The 14,770-nt window shown below is 53.5% G+C and carries 15 protein-coding genes and 2 tRNA genes; 7 read left to right on the top strand and 10 right to left on the bottom strand.

Annotation, left to right across the window (positions count from 1 at the left end; translation table 11 throughout):
* Positions 1 to 205: 205 nt before the first annotated feature.
* The 4 genes from ACIGG6_RS03785 to sdhC are packed head-to-tail and all read right to left on the bottom strand — an operon-like array spanning position 206 to position 3,441.
* The gene (locus ACIGG6_RS03785) at positions 206 to 916 is read right to left on the bottom strand and encodes a succinate dehydrogenase iron-sulfur subunit (protein WP_016914530.1); all 711 of its coding nucleotides are present in this window, start codon (positions 914 to 916) and stop codon (positions 206 to 208) included.
* Positions 917 to 943: 27 nt separating this feature from the next.
* Positions 944 to 2,719 (bottom strand): succinate dehydrogenase flavoprotein subunit, encoded by a 1,776-nt coding sequence (gene sdhA / locus ACIGG6_RS03780; protein ID WP_399842379.1) that lies wholly within the window; start codon positions 2,717 to 2,719, stop codon positions 944 to 946.
* Between the two features lie 3 nt (positions 2,720 to 2,722).
* Positions 2,723 to 3,070: a succinate dehydrogenase, hydrophobic membrane anchor protein gene (gene sdhD, locus ACIGG6_RS03775; RefSeq protein ID WP_083026627.1), complete on the bottom strand. Its 348-nt coding sequence runs from the start codon at positions 3,068 to 3,070 to the stop codon at positions 2,723 to 2,725.
* Complete coding sequence (gene sdhC / locus ACIGG6_RS03770; protein WP_207953651.1) at positions 3,064 to 3,441, bottom strand: succinate dehydrogenase, cytochrome b556 subunit; 378 nt, start codon at positions 3,439 to 3,441, stop codon at positions 3,064 to 3,066. The genes sdhD and sdhC overlap by 7 nt, the downstream gene beginning before the upstream one ends.
* A 488-nt stretch (positions 3,442 to 3,929) precedes the next feature.
* On the opposite strand from sdhC, the gene gltA reads away from it, so the two are divergent.
* Together gltA and ACIGG6_RS03760 are read left to right on the top strand one after the other, a co-directional pair.
* Positions 3,930 to 5,216, top strand: a complete 1,287-nt coding sequence (gene gltA / locus ACIGG6_RS03765) for a citrate synthase (RefSeq protein WP_083026630.1) — start codon at positions 3,930 to 3,932, stop codon at positions 5,214 to 5,216.
* A gap of 92 nt (positions 5,217 to 5,308) precedes the next feature.
* Positions 5,309 to 6,190: an NAD(P)-dependent oxidoreductase gene (locus ACIGG6_RS03760; RefSeq protein WP_062359305.1), complete on the top strand. Its 882-nt coding sequence runs from the start codon at positions 5,309 to 5,311 to the stop codon at positions 6,188 to 6,190.
* 379 nt (positions 6,191 to 6,569) lie between these two features.
* Here ACIGG6_RS03760 and ACIGG6_RS03755 read toward each other — a convergent pair.
* The 3 genes from ACIGG6_RS03755 to gltX form a co-directional block, all read right to left on the bottom strand.
* Positions 6,570 to 6,645 (bottom strand) — tRNA-Glu (locus ACIGG6_RS03755).
* Positions 6,646 to 6,696: 51 nt separating this feature from the next.
* Positions 6,697 to 6,772 (bottom strand) — tRNA-Ala (locus tag ACIGG6_RS03750).
* A 131-nt stretch (positions 6,773 to 6,903) separates the two neighbouring features.
* Entirely contained in the window at positions 6,904 to 8,382 is a 1,479-nt protein-coding gene (gene gltX, locus ACIGG6_RS03745; RefSeq protein WP_399842375.1) for a glutamate--tRNA ligase, read from the bottom strand.
* 287 nt (positions 8,383 to 8,669) lie between these two features.
* Between gltX and ACIGG6_RS03740 the strand changes: the two genes are divergently transcribed.
* Positions 8,670 to 9,194, top strand: a complete 525-nt coding sequence (locus tag ACIGG6_RS03740; protein WP_399842374.1) for a helix-turn-helix domain-containing protein — start codon at positions 8,670 to 8,672, stop codon at positions 9,192 to 9,194.
* A 19-nt stretch (positions 9,195 to 9,213) separates the two neighbouring features.
* Here ACIGG6_RS03740 and ACIGG6_RS03735 read toward each other — a convergent pair whose 3' ends face one another.
* Complete coding sequence (locus ACIGG6_RS03735) at positions 9,214 to 9,792, bottom strand: hypothetical protein (protein WP_399842371.1); 579 nt, start codon at positions 9,790 to 9,792, stop codon at positions 9,214 to 9,216.
* A gap of 174 nt (positions 9,793 to 9,966) precedes the next feature.
* On the opposite strand from ACIGG6_RS03735, the gene ACIGG6_RS03730 reads away from it, so the two are divergent.
* From ACIGG6_RS03730 to ACIGG6_RS03715, 4 genes are all read left to right on the top strand, one after another.
* Positions 9,967 to 10,101: a type II toxin-antitoxin system HicB family antitoxin gene (locus tag ACIGG6_RS03730; protein ID WP_399842442.1), complete on the top strand. Its 135-nt coding sequence runs from the start codon at positions 9,967 to 9,969 to the stop codon at positions 10,099 to 10,101.
* Positions 10,102 to 10,361: 260 nt separating this feature from the next.
* A complete protein-coding gene (locus ACIGG6_RS03725) occupies positions 10,362 to 11,042 on the top strand; it encodes a hypothetical protein (protein WP_399842370.1) in 681 nt (226 codons plus the stop codon).
* A complete protein-coding gene (locus ACIGG6_RS03720) occupies positions 11,026 to 11,448 on the top strand; it encodes a PIN-like domain-containing protein (RefSeq protein WP_253505679.1) in 423 nt (140 codons plus the stop codon). Before ACIGG6_RS03725 ends, ACIGG6_RS03720 begins: the two co-directional genes overlap by 17 nt.
* 889 nt (positions 11,449 to 12,337) lie before the next feature.
* Positions 12,338 to 12,601: a hypothetical protein gene (locus ACIGG6_RS03715; RefSeq protein WP_399842368.1), complete on the top strand. Its 264-nt coding sequence runs from the start codon at positions 12,338 to 12,340 to the stop codon at positions 12,599 to 12,601.
* Positions 12,602 to 12,867: 266 nt separating this feature from the next.
* On the opposite strand, the gene ACIGG6_RS03710 is transcribed toward ACIGG6_RS03715, so the two are convergent.
* Positions 12,868 to 13,629, bottom strand: coding sequence for a DNA adenine methylase (locus ACIGG6_RS03710; RefSeq protein ID WP_399842365.1), 762 nt, complete (start codon positions 13,627 to 13,629; stop codon positions 12,868 to 12,870).
* A 126-nt stretch (positions 13,630 to 13,755) separates the two neighbouring features.
* Positions 13,756 to 14,766 carry a phage portal protein gene (locus tag ACIGG6_RS03705; RefSeq protein ID WP_399842362.1) on the bottom strand — a complete coding sequence of 337 codons (1,011 nt, stop codon included), beginning with the start codon at positions 14,764 to 14,766 and terminating at the stop codon, positions 13,756 to 13,758.
* Positions 14,767 to 14,770 lie beyond the last annotated feature (4 nt).

Here is a 14,770-nt window from a genome sequence, read left to right as displayed (position 1 = left end):
TCATACACGTACTTGCGACGCGATTCACACTCAGTTCATGCTCAAAAGCCGGTACTTAAAGCACCGGCTTTTAAACTTGGCTGGTCATAGTGCGACGCGTCGCCGCACCATGACAGCCCCTATGATAACAAGCCAAGCGCCACGATTTAAGTAGCTTTATGCTGCAACTTACGTGGTACTCGCTTTTTTTCATAGGATTAGTTAGTTACGTAGCATCTGCGAGCAGCATTTCACGAATTTTGCCAATCGCACGGGTCGGATTAAGACCTTTCGGGCAAACTGCTACGCAATTCATGATGCCGCGGCAGCGGAAGACAGAGAACGGATCTTCCAGGCTGGTCAGGCGCTCACGGGTGGCAGTGTCGCGGCTGTCGGCCAGGAAACGGTAAGACTGCAGCAGACCCGCAGGGCCTACGAACTTATCCGGGTTCCACCAGAACGACGGGCATGAAGTTGAGCAGCACGCACACAGAATACACTCGTACAGACCATCCAGCTTGTCGCGCTCTTCCGGCGACTGCAGACGCTCAATGGCTGGCGCTGGCGTATCGTTCTGCAGGTACGGCTGAATACGCTCGTACTGCTTATAGAACAGCCCCATGTCAACCACCATATCACGGATGACCGGGAGGCCAGGCAGCGGGCGCAGCGTCAGTTTGTTGTTTTTCACAACATCGGACAGCGGCGTGATGCATGCCAAGCCGTTTTTGCCGTTCATGTTCATGCCATCGGAACCGCATACACCTTCACGGCAGCTACGGCGATAGGCTAAACCGCTGTCTTGCTCTTTCATCAGGTGCAAAACATCCAGCACCATCAGATCGCGGCCTTTGGTATCGACCTGAAACTCCTGCATATAAGGCGCGGAGTCGGTTTCCGGATTGTAGCGGTATACGGATACCTGAAGATTGGACATGGTGACTCCCTCTCGTCAGTGCGGAGATTAGTAGGTGCGAACCTTAGGCTCGAACGTATCAACAGTTTTCGGCTTGAAGTTAACGTCGCGCTTCTTCAGCTCTTTAGTTGCTGGGAAGTAGAGCGAGTGTTTCAGCCAGCTGACATCATCACGGTCTGGGTAGTCGTAGCGCGAGTGTGCACCACGGCTCTCTTTACGCTCAAGGGCAGCAATCGCCGTTGCTTCTGCCACTTCCATCAGGTTGTCCAGCTCCAGCGCCTCAACACGAGCAGTGTTGAATACATTGGATTTGTCCGGCAGGTGCGCATTGGCAATACGGCCACGCAGTTCCGCTAGCTTTTTGACACCTTCCTGCATGTTTTTCTCTTCACGGAATACACCGAAAGAGTTCTGCATGATGTCTTGAAGCTCGGCTTTCAGCTCAGGGATGCTTTCGCCGCCCTCTTCAGACTCGTTCCAGCGCGTAATACGTTTCATGGCGAATTCGATGTCTGACTCGGAAGCGTCCAGATACTCGATACCTTCGTTCAGCGCGCCTTCGATGAACATACCGGCAGCGCGACCAAAGACGACCAAGTCCAGCAGCGAGTTACCGCCCAGGCGGTTAGCACCGTGTACTGATACACACGCCGCTTCACCACAGGCAAACAGACCGTTAACGATATGGTCGTTGCCATTTTCGTCTTGGGTAATTGCTTGGCCATGAATGTTGGTCGGAATACCGCCCATCATATAGTGGCAAGTCGGAACGACCGGAATCGGGTCTTTCGCCGGATCAACATGGGCGAAGGTTTTGGAGAGCTCCACAATACCCGGCAGACGCTTGCCAAGGACTTCTTCGCCCAAGTGATCAAGCTTCAGGAAGACGTGGTCGCCCTTATCACCACAGCCGCGGCCTTCGAGAATTTCCATAACCATGGAGCGCGCAACGACGTCGCGGCCTGCCAGGTCTTTGGCGTTGGGCGCGTAGCGCTCCATGAAACGCTCGCCGTCTTTATTGACGAGGTAACCGCCTTCACCACGGCAACCTTCGGTTACCAGGGTGCCCGCACCGTAAATACCGGTCGGGTGGAACTGCCACATTTCCATGTCCTGCATCGGGAAGCCAGCGCGCAGCGCCATGCCGATACCGTCACCGGTGTTGATCAGGGCGTTAGTGGTAGAGGCATAGATACGGCCTGCACCGCCAGTGGCCAGAACCGTGGCTTTCGATTTAACGTGAACCACTTCACCGGTTTCGATGCACATGGCAATACAGCCCACCACGTCACCGCTAGCGTTCTTGACCAAATCGACCGCGTACCACTCGTTCAAGAACGTGGTGTTGTTCTTGAGGTTGTTCTGGTACAGGGTGTGCAGGAGTGCGTGACCAGTACGGTCGGCTGCCGCGCAGGTACGGGCTGCCTGGCCGCCTTCACCGAAGTTTTTTGACTGACCGCCGAACGGACGCTGGTAAATACGGCCGTTATCAAAACGTGAGAACGGCAGGCCCATGTGCTCCAGTTCAAAAACTGCTTTAGGGCCTTCAGAACACATGTACTCAGCGGCATCCTGGTCAGCGATATAGTCGCCGCCTTTTACCGTGTCGTACATGTGCCAGCGCCAATCATCATTCGGGTCGGCAGACGCGATGGCGCAAGTAATACCACCCTGTGCAGAGACCGTGTGAGAGCGTGTCGGGAACACTTTGGACAGTACGGCTGTCTTCTTACCAGATTTTGCCAGTTCAAGCGCAGCACGCAGGCCAGAGCCACCACCACCGATGATAATGGCGTCAAATGTCAGGCTACGAAGGTTAGACATGTATCAAGCTCCCCACAGAATTTGAATGCCCCACACCAGGTACACAAAGATGGCCAGAATAATCAGCGTCTGGACACCTACGCGCAGGCGAGTGGACTTGAGGTAATCGGTAGTGACTGTCCACAAACCGATCCAGGCGTGCGCAGCGATAGAGACAAACGCTAGCAGCGAGAAAATGCGCATCCACGTTTGCTCGAACAGCCCGCTCCAGGCGTAGTAGTCCAGGTTCGGATTAAACAGCAGGTAGGCAACAACGAAAACCGTGTAAAGGGCCAGGATGACCGCAGAAACGCGCTGCATCAGCCAGTCGGACAGCCCGCTACGGCCAAAACTTGTGATATTGGTTACCATACCCAAACTCCTGCCAGAATAATCAGAACTGCACTCACTACCACAGTAGCCTGTGCTTTTTTAACGCCACCTTCTAACGTCACACCAATGTTGGCGTCCATCAATAGGTGCTTGATGCCGGCCACAAAGTGAAATGCCAAGGCAGACAGCAGCCCCCACGCAATGAACTTGGCCAAAAAGTTGTTGGCTAAGGCACTGCTGACAGCATCAAAGCCAGCCGGAGATGACAGGGATTTACCCAACGCCCAAAAAGCGAAGATCAGGCCAACGAACAGGATGACACCCGTGATACGGTGTGTAATCGACGTTAGGGCCGGAAGTGGGAAATGTATCGTAGTCAGGTCTAAGTTTACGGGTCGTTTGCTATTCACGGCGTTATACACACTCTCTTGGCCCGCTCAGCGACAGGTCGGGCATAGCCCGAGCGGGCAGTGGTTGCTGGAAGGGGCTCGGCCGTTGCCAAGTCGGGCACGACCACCTACCTGCCGGTCGCGCGCCGTGGATTATAAGAACCTTAGCCCCTGCTGACAAACCGAACTCAGGCTTAACTCGACCATGGTGCAAGAAAATTGCCGCCAACCCGAGTCGATTTTGCGATGCAGCATGGTTATAGTGACACTTGATTGACGATTTGATAAGCCTGTTAACGTATCGTCAATTCTCTGGCACTTCGTTACTATGAACCTCCCATTAATCATATACAAAAATTATTCACTCAAACAATATATGTACAAGACCGGCTAGCGCATAGGCTAATTGACAAAATGTCGCACGCTTCTATAGTGGGCAAGCCTTTTCGCCGGCGCGGCATGCGAAACAACGACTTTACGTCCCAAACCGAACTCGAAAGGAGGCCAGCATGGCTGACAGGAAAGCGACATTGACGGTAGACGGTCTCGATAAGACGATCGAGCTACCCATGTATTCCGGCACACTTGGCCCCGACGTCATCGACGTGCGCGGCCTAGGTGCTGAAGGCCTGTTTACCTACGACCCCGGCTTTATGGCCACCTCTTCCTGCCAGTCCGCAATCACCTATATCGATGGCGGCAAGGGCGTACTGCTGCACCGCGGCTACCCCATTGATCAACTGGCGAAAGAGTCGAACTTTGTAGAAGTTTGTTACACCCTGCTGTTTGGCGAGCTTCCCAATGATGAGCAGTATGCTGATTTCGAATCTCGCATTCGCAATCACACGATGGTGCATGACCAGATCAACAACTTCTTCAAAGGGTTCCGCCGCGATGCGCACCCGATGTCGATTCTGTGTGGTGTGGTAGGTGGCCTTGCCGCTTTCTACCACGATCACATGGACATTACTCAGGAAGAAGATCGGGTGATCAGCGCTATTCGCCTCATTGCTAAAATGCCGACCCTGGCAGCAATGTCGCACAAATATAACGTTGGCCAACCGTTCAACTATCCGCGCAACGACCTGAGCTATGCAGAGAACTTCCTCTACATGATGTTCAGCAACCCGTGCGAAGAGTACAAAATCAATCCGGTATACGCGAAAGCCATGGACCGCATCTTTATGCTGCATGCGGACCACGAGCAGAACGCTTCTACCTCGACCGTTCGCCTAGCTGGCTCTACCGGTGCTAACCCGTTTGCCTGTATCAGCGCCGGTATCGCGGCTCTGTGGGGCCCGGCTCACGGCGGCGCAAACGAAGCCGTACTAAACATGCTCGATGAGATTGGTGACGACTCAGAAGAGAACATTCAGCGCTTCGTGGATAAAGCCAAAGATAAGAATGACCCATTCAAGCTGATGGGCTTTGGTCACCGCGTTTACCGCAACTTCGACCCACGCGCCAAAGTGATGAAAGAGACCTGCGACGAAGTGTTGGCCGAGCTAGGCATGGCCGACGACCCGCAGCTCAAAATCGCCAAGCGCCTGGAACAGATCGCCCTGGAAGATGAATACTTCATCGAGCGTAAACTGTACCCGAACGTTGATTTCTACTCAGGCATTATCCTGAAAGCCATGGGTATTCCGACCAATATGTTCACTGTGATCTTTGCAGTATCGCGCACCATTGGCTGGATCTCTCACTGGCACGAAATGCTCAGCGAAAGCTACAAAATCGGCCGCCCGCGCCAGCTGTATATCGGTCACGAAAAACGTGACTATCCTACCAAGTGATTGGCGACTAACGCGCTAATGCACGCATAGGATGACAAAGGCCACCCACGGGTGGCCTTTTGTTTGCTTCCTACCAACAACAAAGGTGTTTTATGCGATCTATTACCACCGTTGCTTTTATTGGCCTAGGCGTAATGGGCTACCCTATGGCTGGCCACCTTGCCAAACAAGGCCTTACCACTCGCGTTTACAACCGTACTGCCAGCAAGGCAGAGGCATGGGCCAAGGCGTTTGGCGGCACGGCTCACTCAACACCCGCCGAAGCGGCTGAGGGCGCTGATTTAGTGTTGGTATGCGTGGGAAATGACGACGATGTTCGCCAAGTAACCACCGGGCCAGACGGCGCTCTCAGCACCATGATGAGCGGCAGCTACCTAGTAGACCACACCACCGCGTCGGCCGATCTGGCCTTGGAGCTGGACGCAGCTTGCCGCGAGAAAGGCGTGGCATTTATTGATGCACCGGTGTCTGGCGGCCAACAGGGGGCCGAGAACGGCGCGCTAACGATTATGTGCGGCGGTGAGCAAAACCACTTCGACACTGTGGCGCCCTTTCTCAACCACTACGCCCGCGCCGTCACACTGATGGGAACTGCCAGCAGCGGTCAGCTCACCAAGATGGTGAACCAAATCTGTATTGCCGGTTTAGTACAAGGGCTAGCAGAAGGACTGCATTTTGCGGAACAGGCAGGACTAGACCAGCATCAAGTGATTGACGTCATCTCCAAAGGAGCGGCTGGCTCCTGGCAAATGGAGAACCGCCACAAAACAATGATCGCCAATGAGTATAACCACGGCTTCGCGGTGGACTGGATGCGCAAGGATTTGGGCATTTGCCTAGAGCAAGCACGTAGGCTAAATGCCACCCTCCCCGTTACCGCCCTAGTCGACCAGTTTTATGCGGATGTACAGCGCATGGAAGGTGGCCGCTGGGATACTTCATCGCTATTAAAACGGCTGCGCAAGCCTGAATAACGCTTGACTTTTTAGCACTGCCAGCCTGGACAGGGTTTTCCACACTATCTGTGGATAACCCTGTTCACAACCATTAGAAAACGTCCCACAATCGCCATGAACAGTGACCCAGCCTTAAATTGGTCATTTTTTGATCTACCATAAACTACTGATTTTAAAGAAATTAAGCTAAATCGCTGATTTTTTGCTTCATATTTATGTGGTTGTGCACAACCTGTTCCGCGGAGACGCAAAAGTGGACAAGTCAAGCACAATATTGACAAAAAAAGCGTGAAATAGACGCAAGTTCCAGACGGCGGGAATGCAAAAAGAGCAAGTGAGAAAACTCATTGCTATTTGCTAATGATAATATTTTGGACGTGCGGATATAGATATGAGGTGGCGTCCCATAGGGGGTTCGAACCCCTGTTACCGCCGTGAAAGGGCGGTGTCCTAGACCACTAGACGAATGGGACGTATCTAACCTGGAAACATCTTTGACAAGACAATATCAGTGCTACTGATATTGGTGGAGCCTAGCGGGATCGAACCGCTGACCTCAACACTGCCAGTGTTGCGCTCTCCCAGCTGAGCTAAGGCCCCACATGTCTTGAAGACGGAACGTATACTACTGATTCCCCTGATCTTCGTCAAGCCTATTTATCGAAGAAAACGCCGCGCTCTCACGCTAAGATCGCGCGGCGCTCTTCTCAATCACCAGTAACGATGATTATTTACAGGTCGCGGTACTCTTTTTCAAAGCGCTTCGCCTGCTTTTTGGACACGCCGCCCAATACGGCAATCGCATGGCGAAGCCGTGCACGCGTCACGTCAGAGCCAAGAATAGCCATCGCATCCATCACCGAGCTGCTTGAGGTACTGCCTGTAATAGCAATAAACACTGGTGCCAAGAAGGCCTTCATTTTTAGCTCAAAGTGCTCTGCCAGACTTTTGACCTCCTCCAGCAACGCTTCTTTATGCCAAGCAGAGACGCCTTCAAAGCGCCATACCAGGAACTGCAGCAGTTTCACTAGCTCTTCGTTGTCCAGCTTCACGCTGTCAAAATCATCTTTAGTGATTGCGGGCAAGCCAGAGAAAAAGTGGCCCGCCAGCGGAACAACCTGGGAGAGCGTTTCTACCCGAGGGCGGACTTGCGGCAAAATCTGCTTCACGTAGGCATCATTGAACGCCCACTCACGCAGCGCCTGCAGCAGAGCGTCGTCATCCAGGTCTTCACGGATATAGACACCGTTCAACCACGTCAATTTCTCTAGGTCGAACACGGGCCCGCCGAGCGAGACACGCTGAATATCAAATTCTGCCATCATCTCTGACAAGCTGAATTTTTCACGCTCATCGGGCATCGACCAACCCATACGGCCCAGGTAGTTGGTCACGGCCTGGGGTAAAAAGCCCATGCGGCGATAGTAATTGATCGACGTTGGGTTTTTACGCTTGGAGAGCTTGGACTTATCCGGGTTACGCAGCAGCGGCATATGGCAAAGCTGCGGCATTTCCCAACCAAAGTACTCATACAGCAGTTGATGCTTCGGCGCAGAATTGATCCACTCTTCACCACGCAGCACGTGGGTAATGCCCATTAAATGATCGTCCACCACGTTAGCTAAGTGGTACGTAGGCATACCGTCTGATTTCATCAGAATCTGAGCATCAACCTGCGCCCAATCCACTTCAATCGTACCGCGCAGCATATCGCTAACCACGCACACGCCTTCGCTGGGCACGTTCATACGAATCACATAGGGCCAGCTTTCCTGCTCACGACGTGATTGCTCTTCTGCGTCCAGGGCTAAATCAGTTGGCTTCAATGCCAAATGCAGGCCTGCCTCTTTGCGTGATTCGCGCAGCTCATCAAGCTCTTCGCTGGTGCGGTAACACTTAAAGGCATGCCCGGCGTCTAGCAACTGCTGGGCATACTTCGCATAAATATCGCCCCGCTCGCTTTGCCGATACGGCCCGTGGGGACCGCCTACATCCGGGCCTTCATCCCACTCAAGCCCCAACCAACGCAGTGAATCGAGAATCATCTGTTCTGACTCAGGAGTGGAGCGTACTTGATCGGTGTCTTCAATACGCAAAATGAACTGACCGCCGTGCTGGCGAGCAAAGCAGAGATTAAACAGTGCAATATAGGCCGTGCCTACATGGGGGTCTCCAGTAGGAGAAGGCGCGATACGAGTACGTACGGTCATCAACAGTTCCCTTTAGCAGTTAAGCGTGGCGCCATTATACGCACCCTAAGAACAACCAACAGCATTGGAAAGGGAACGAGTTTGACTTAAAAGCGTCTGATCGAAAGCTCTCAGAACATAGATAGGAAGATGCGCGTTAAAGCACAATCGCTTAGTATGGTGTAGTACCTATGATTCGTGTTCATGCATGAGAATGAATCTCACTATTCTCAGCATGTTCAGAGCGCCACCTATCAAGGTGGAAGTACATTCAACGAGCTGATTTAGCTCATCGACAGGAAAATGAAATGGAATCGCTAGGCTCACGTATCAAGCAACTGCGACTTCGGGCCAAGCTCAACAAAGCTGCCCTTGCACGTAAAGTTGGCGTGTCAGATGTCACCATTTCTTATTGGGAGTCCGGGGCGATCAAGCAGATCGGTCATGAACGCTTAGTAGCGCTCGCCGATGCCCTTGATTGCTCGCTGGCTACCCTTTTGGAAGGTGACAGTGCGCCTCAACTGTTGACCCTGACCCATACTGGTCCCCTCCCCTGGGAACAGGTTCAGGCAACGACCATTACCGTACCGCATCATCTGCCGTTGAAGATTGACTGGAAAGCACCTTGCGTGATGGCCACCCCTGGCAAAGAAACGGATTTTTCACCAGTAGTCTCTGGTGATTTGCTGTTGCTTGGCCCAACGCATGTGTTTCATAAAGCAGGCCACTATCTCATCCAGCGTGATGGCCGATTTGTCATTGAGCACTTCTCCAAAGCGCCCACTGACACCTCGATTCATGCGGTGTTGTTAGCACACTGGTGTCCTGCCTAAAGCATCTACCTCCCCATCCCTACTTGTCCTCAATAACGTCCACCTGGTCGCGCGTCCGTCTTGGTTCACTGCCTACCAAGAAACGGCGCGAGTAGGTGGCTACCTGCCCTAACCCATGGCGGGACTGGCTGATGAGCTCTCCCGCCAAGTATTCGCCCTGGGTACCAATGCGTGCCTGCACGCTTTCTGGCTGCACGGTGGCTTCGCCTAACTGCACGGTGACGAGATAACTGCCATCCGGCAAGCCACTGCCAGAGCCCAGTGGGCCAGCTTCAAATTTACCATTCACCACACGTGTACGCTCTTGCCAGCGTACGCGGCTAATTTCTCGCTCTACCACTACTTGTAGCTGGGCATCATTTGGCAGATTGGTTTCGCCTTCCACCATCAAACGCCGGTCTGGACGTAAAAAAGCAGCAGTTGAAATCATTACATTGAGCGGCTCAACATGTTGTGCAGGCGGCTCAGGTTCAGAAGCACGCTCTTCTGCCACTGAGTGTGGCTGGTGTTGTGCGACCTCTTCCTCAGGCCCACTACAGCCGTACAACAGCAGGGTACCCACTAGCGCCACGCCAACATAACCTAGCGTTTTCCCCATAATGACTCCTCATCTTCTGTAATAGGCGTAATGCTGCCTCTCTCGGGCTCTCACCATACCGCTTTTGACCGCAAAATACGCAATGTGATGCAGGGGTTGTGCAATATCAAATCAGCTTACGCTGGCCTCGAATTAAGCTAGCCACTGCTGCCCCCACTGATATAAAGGTGAGCAATTTTATTTCCTATTGCCATTGAGCGCGGCGACAAGTGCCACGCCTATGGCGTAGTGGTGTCCGGCTGCCATTCAGCAGGCGACACCTTTGAAAACGCCCTAGCCAACGCCCATTACATACGAGGCTTTTTATAGGTGGTTGCCTCCCAGCGAGTAGCTGGATCTCAATAAAAACCGTTAGCCAAAACAGCTTTTTAGCCAGCAAAGACACTCTAAACAGGTTTGCGCAGTGCAGCACGGAAAGTGGCAAATTGACGCGTTTTGTGGCCAATATGCCTTGCGCTGTCCACTTAAAGTGTCAGACTATAGCCATGTATAACAGAGTAAAACACTCCAAAAGACACCACTTTCAAACCGCCGTATTTCACACCTAGCGCCAAGCTGGGGGGTAGATCATGACCGCATTCACTAACATCGGGCTTTACAGCCCCAGGCAAGCAGAGCGCCTCATTGGCGTTGATGCGGAGAAGATCCGCCGTTGGCTGATGCCTGAGCGGTCAACCAAAGGGCCTCTCTGGGAACCCGAACCCCAAGCGTTAGGCGCAGAAGACACGCTGAGCTTTAAGGACCTGCTAGAACTGCGTGCGGTGGAGCAATTCCGTCTCCACAACGTGAGCTTGCCGGTGATTCGTGAAGCACTACACGTGCTCAGAGACTACTTGCAGCGTGACTATCCTCTGATCAACCCTCAACTCAGCACAGATGGCAAAAAAGTGTTTTTGAAGGTGCTGGAAAACAGCGGCGAAACGGCCATCACCGACCTCGTGAAACGTCAAAACGTGTTTCATGCTGTGATCTCCCCTTCGCTGAAAGCGGATATTGAGTTTGACCCATCCGGCTACCCGATTCGCTGGAAGCCTGATCCCGAGGACGAGAACATCGTGGTCGATCCTCGCTTTGCCTTCGGCAAGCCCATTGTGCTACCCAGCCACATGCCCACCGCCACGCTGGCTCAAGCGGCAGAGGTAGAAGGCAGCGCCGAAGCGGCAGCCCGTGCGTATGAGGTGACACAAGAGGAAGTGGAACGCGCCGTAAAATTCGAGACAAGGGTTTTATCGGGTGCACTTCTTCATTGACGAAAACATCAGCCATCACATTGCCAGCGCTCTTAACCACCTAGCCAAACTCTGCAGCGAAAGCCATACCATCGTGCATGCCAAAACCTTTAACGGAGGCCATGGCGTGCCCGACCAAGTGTGGCTTGAACGCCTTCAACAATCAGAGGAAACCTGGGTGATCCTGTCGAAGGATCGCTTCAATAAAGGTGACCCGGAAATGCTTGCCTTCGAATATTGCGGGATTACCACAATTAACCTGGGTAAGGACTGGAAAAAGAAAAACGTCTGGCAAACCGCGCTGCGCTTGATTGAATGGTGGCCCGTCATATCAAAAGAAGTGATTCAGACAACAGGCCCCATGCACTACGACCTGACTTGGGTAAGATCCCCCAAGCTGAAGGGACGTAGGAAAGCTGTTAAGTGATCTTTTTGTACAAAAAGCCCGCCGCTCAGGGGGCGGTTTTTTTGTTGCTGGGTATAGCGCTGGGCATTGACTGTCAATAACCTGCGGATGAAAAAATACCATATATGCTTGAATTGATTTTCTCGTGGTCTACATATAGCATCCAGATCACTAGGCAATTGAATTGCCTAGGAACGCAAAAAGGCTTAGATCTGTTAGACCTAAGCCTTCAAGCTTAGTCTCGGGCGCGCCAACGCCTTCAACTAATAGAGTAAATCGACATGCTAAAATTTAACACATTGCGTGTTACTTGCAAGTACTGCTTAAGCGTTTTGGTTAAGTATAAACTGGAGTCGAAAGCATATGGGCGGAGGACTTCGCGATGAGAATGATAGAAATCGTGCTGCAGCTCTTTGACTTAACAATTAGGCTAGCCGAGCTGACACACGCTATGTTACCTCATTGGCCTATATTCTTTTGACGTTAATAAGCCCGCCGAGGCGGGCTTATTAACGTCCGCTCCTTTCCCACCATGTAAACCACCCCACTTATACCCACCTTCCCCAAGCCCCCGCACGTTACCCCCACTTACGCACACGCATCAAAGCGCAGTGACTTATTTTGTGCTGCCTACCCTTTCTTGCGTACAATTGCCCGCCAACGCGCCCACCACTTCTGATAGCCACCATGGTAGGTCATGGTACTGCTGTTCATTTAGCGAATAGCCGCGATCAGAGGGCAATAGATGTGTGTACTTACATCGCATACCAAGTATGCAAGTGATTAATATGACGAAACAAAACCCAGCAGAAGCGGCCCGCCGATTTTCTGTTGCCCCCATGATGGATGGGACAACAAGCCCAGTTAAATAGGGCTTTCCAGCCTACTTGGTACACTGGTGGTACATTTCATGAGCACCACCCACCTAATTAAGAAATTCCGCTATGCCCTTCGCCAAACGCCCACTGGCGAACCGACCATCGTTTTTGAGATCCGCCACCAGTATCAGGGTGCTAAGATCGGCCTCACTCCCTCCGACACAATCGAACTCTGGCTGACCTACGCCGAAATGCCACAGGTCATTGACCACTTAATGGATGAGCGCACTTGGGAAGCTCACCGCCCAGTCATCGTGAAGCTGCTCGCTTCGCACTTCACCCCACCGCCTCGCTGAACGCTGCAAAAAAGTGCATAAATGCGCATGAAAACGCATGAAAAAATATCCCTTTATAACCGCCATTCAGCCCAGCAGTGGCGAGGTTTGAGTCGCTGCTGCAAGGGTGCATAAAAACCAACACATTTAGCGCGCAGGCGGGGCGGGGAGTCGACGGCGCGCCTTGGGGTGGCGGGCCTGGGGCAGCAGGCTTGATTTTTTTGGTGGACGTCAGCAAAGAAAAAGCCGCCCTTCAATGGAGCGGCTTCATAAGTAAGGCTACCAGCCTAGCGGTTACTGATGATCAGCTCCCCCCGCGGCTCTGTCGCCTTCTGTCCTACAGTGTATCGAATTTGCGTAGTGTGGTGCGTTAAGCCCTGAAAGGCGTCGCGCATCTCTGGCGTGTCATTGACGCTGATCACGAACTGCCCCTGCCCTGTTCGGGCCAGCTCTCCCATCCGGTAGTACTCCTCTAGAGGGAAGTCACAGCCATAGCCGGCTGTTCCCCAATATGGTGGGTCGAGGTAGAACAGCGTGCCTTCTCGATCGTAACGCTTGATGCACTCTGCCCAGTCCAGGTGCTCGACCACTGTACGAGCCAAGCGTAAGTGCGCGGCGCTGAGATCTTCCTCAATTCGCAGCAGGTTCATTCGTGGTGGGGAAACGGCAGAGGTGCCAAACGTCTGGCCACTCACCTTGCCACCGAAGGCGAGCTTTTGCAGGTAGAAGAACCGTGCCGCCCGCTGGATATCGGTTAGGTGGCGCGGGTCGATATCGCGTTGCGTGAGGTACTCTTCACGGCTGATCAGCCCCCAGCGGAACTGCTTCACCAGCTCATCCGGGTGGTGCTTCACTACGCGGTAGAGGTTGACCAGCTCTCCATGGGCGTCGTTGATGACTTCCACTTTGCTGGGGGCTTTCGTAAAGAAGAGCGCAGCACCGCCGCAGAAGGGCTCCACGTAAGCGGTGTGCGGTTTGAAGAGCGGTAGGATCTGTTTAGCCAAGCGGCGCTTGCCGCCCATCCAGGGCAAAATCGGTCGATTCATCATCCATGATACCTGTTCAAATATACAGTATTAATATACAGTAGTGGGTATCGCTTGCGGGGCCGGGACGCCTCCACTGCTTTCAGGGATGAAACGAGCGATATGCGCCTGGTCATGCCAGGCGCTTTTTTATTGTGGGTCTAGCGAATACTCCCGAAACCGAATCACCTCCTCCCCCAGCACATCATTGATCTCGCTAAACACCGCCTGCACCGGTTCCAGCTCATTGGTCACAAAAACCTTGGCGGCTTTCTCCACGTCACCAAATCCACCGGTATTGTTGGGGATGATGCCCATCAGCTGCGGGGGGATGCGGTGGCCGGCGAGCTGGTCATCGCGGGTGATGTTCTTGATCGCGGCGAAGTCGTCCTTGGCGGCCACCTCAGAGATCGGGATGATCTGGATACCGTCTTTCTTCCCATTCGGGCTGTACATGAACAGGTTGCGGAAGTTGCCCACGCCCTTCGACTCCTTTAGCGCAGATCGCATGGCGTCGATATCTTCCTGATTCTGGGAAGCGTCCGAGACGTACATCACGAACCCCGCGTGGGAGCCATTCAGGTAGTACTTGCGCCGAAACAGCGTGGCGTTCTCATTCAGGAAGATCGACTGCAGCGCGCCCAGGTAATCCGGCACGCCGTACACCTCCTGGTTAATATCCGGCTCCAGCAGGTGAATGATGCTGCCCTCGTCGAACTCACTGCGCTCCGACCAGTTGGGCACCCAGAAATAACGCTTGAGATCCGCCCCGCGGCGAACGTATTTCGCCCGCGCAGGCTTCAATGCCAGCAGTCTCCCCAAGCGGCCGAAGATCCGCTCCAGGTAGCAGTTGCCAAACACCAGGTAGTCGGTGGCCAGCGCGCTAAACGCCTGGCGGCTTAACAGCGGGTGGGGAATGAACGAACGCACCAGGATATTGCGCTTCACCTGAATGGCCGAACCGTGGTGCGCCGTGGCCCGGTAGGTTTGGGCCAGCGCGGGAAAATCCACCGGCGGCTCGTACCACTCATTGCCCAGCATCCAACAGCCGGTATAGAAAAAATCGTACCCATCGATCACCGGCGTCGGCTCGCCGAAGCTAAACGCCTCCGCTTTGGCAGGCGCGGCCGTGGTGTCGGTGTCTGTCACGTAAGCGGGCACGCGC

Origin of the sequence: Vreelandella lionensis (assembly GCF_044543515.1) — a bacterium.
Classification (GTDB): Bacteria; Pseudomonadota; Gammaproteobacteria; order Pseudomonadales; family Halomonadaceae; genus Vreelandella; species Vreelandella lionensis.
This window is presented reverse-complemented; position numbering and strand designations above follow the sequence as displayed.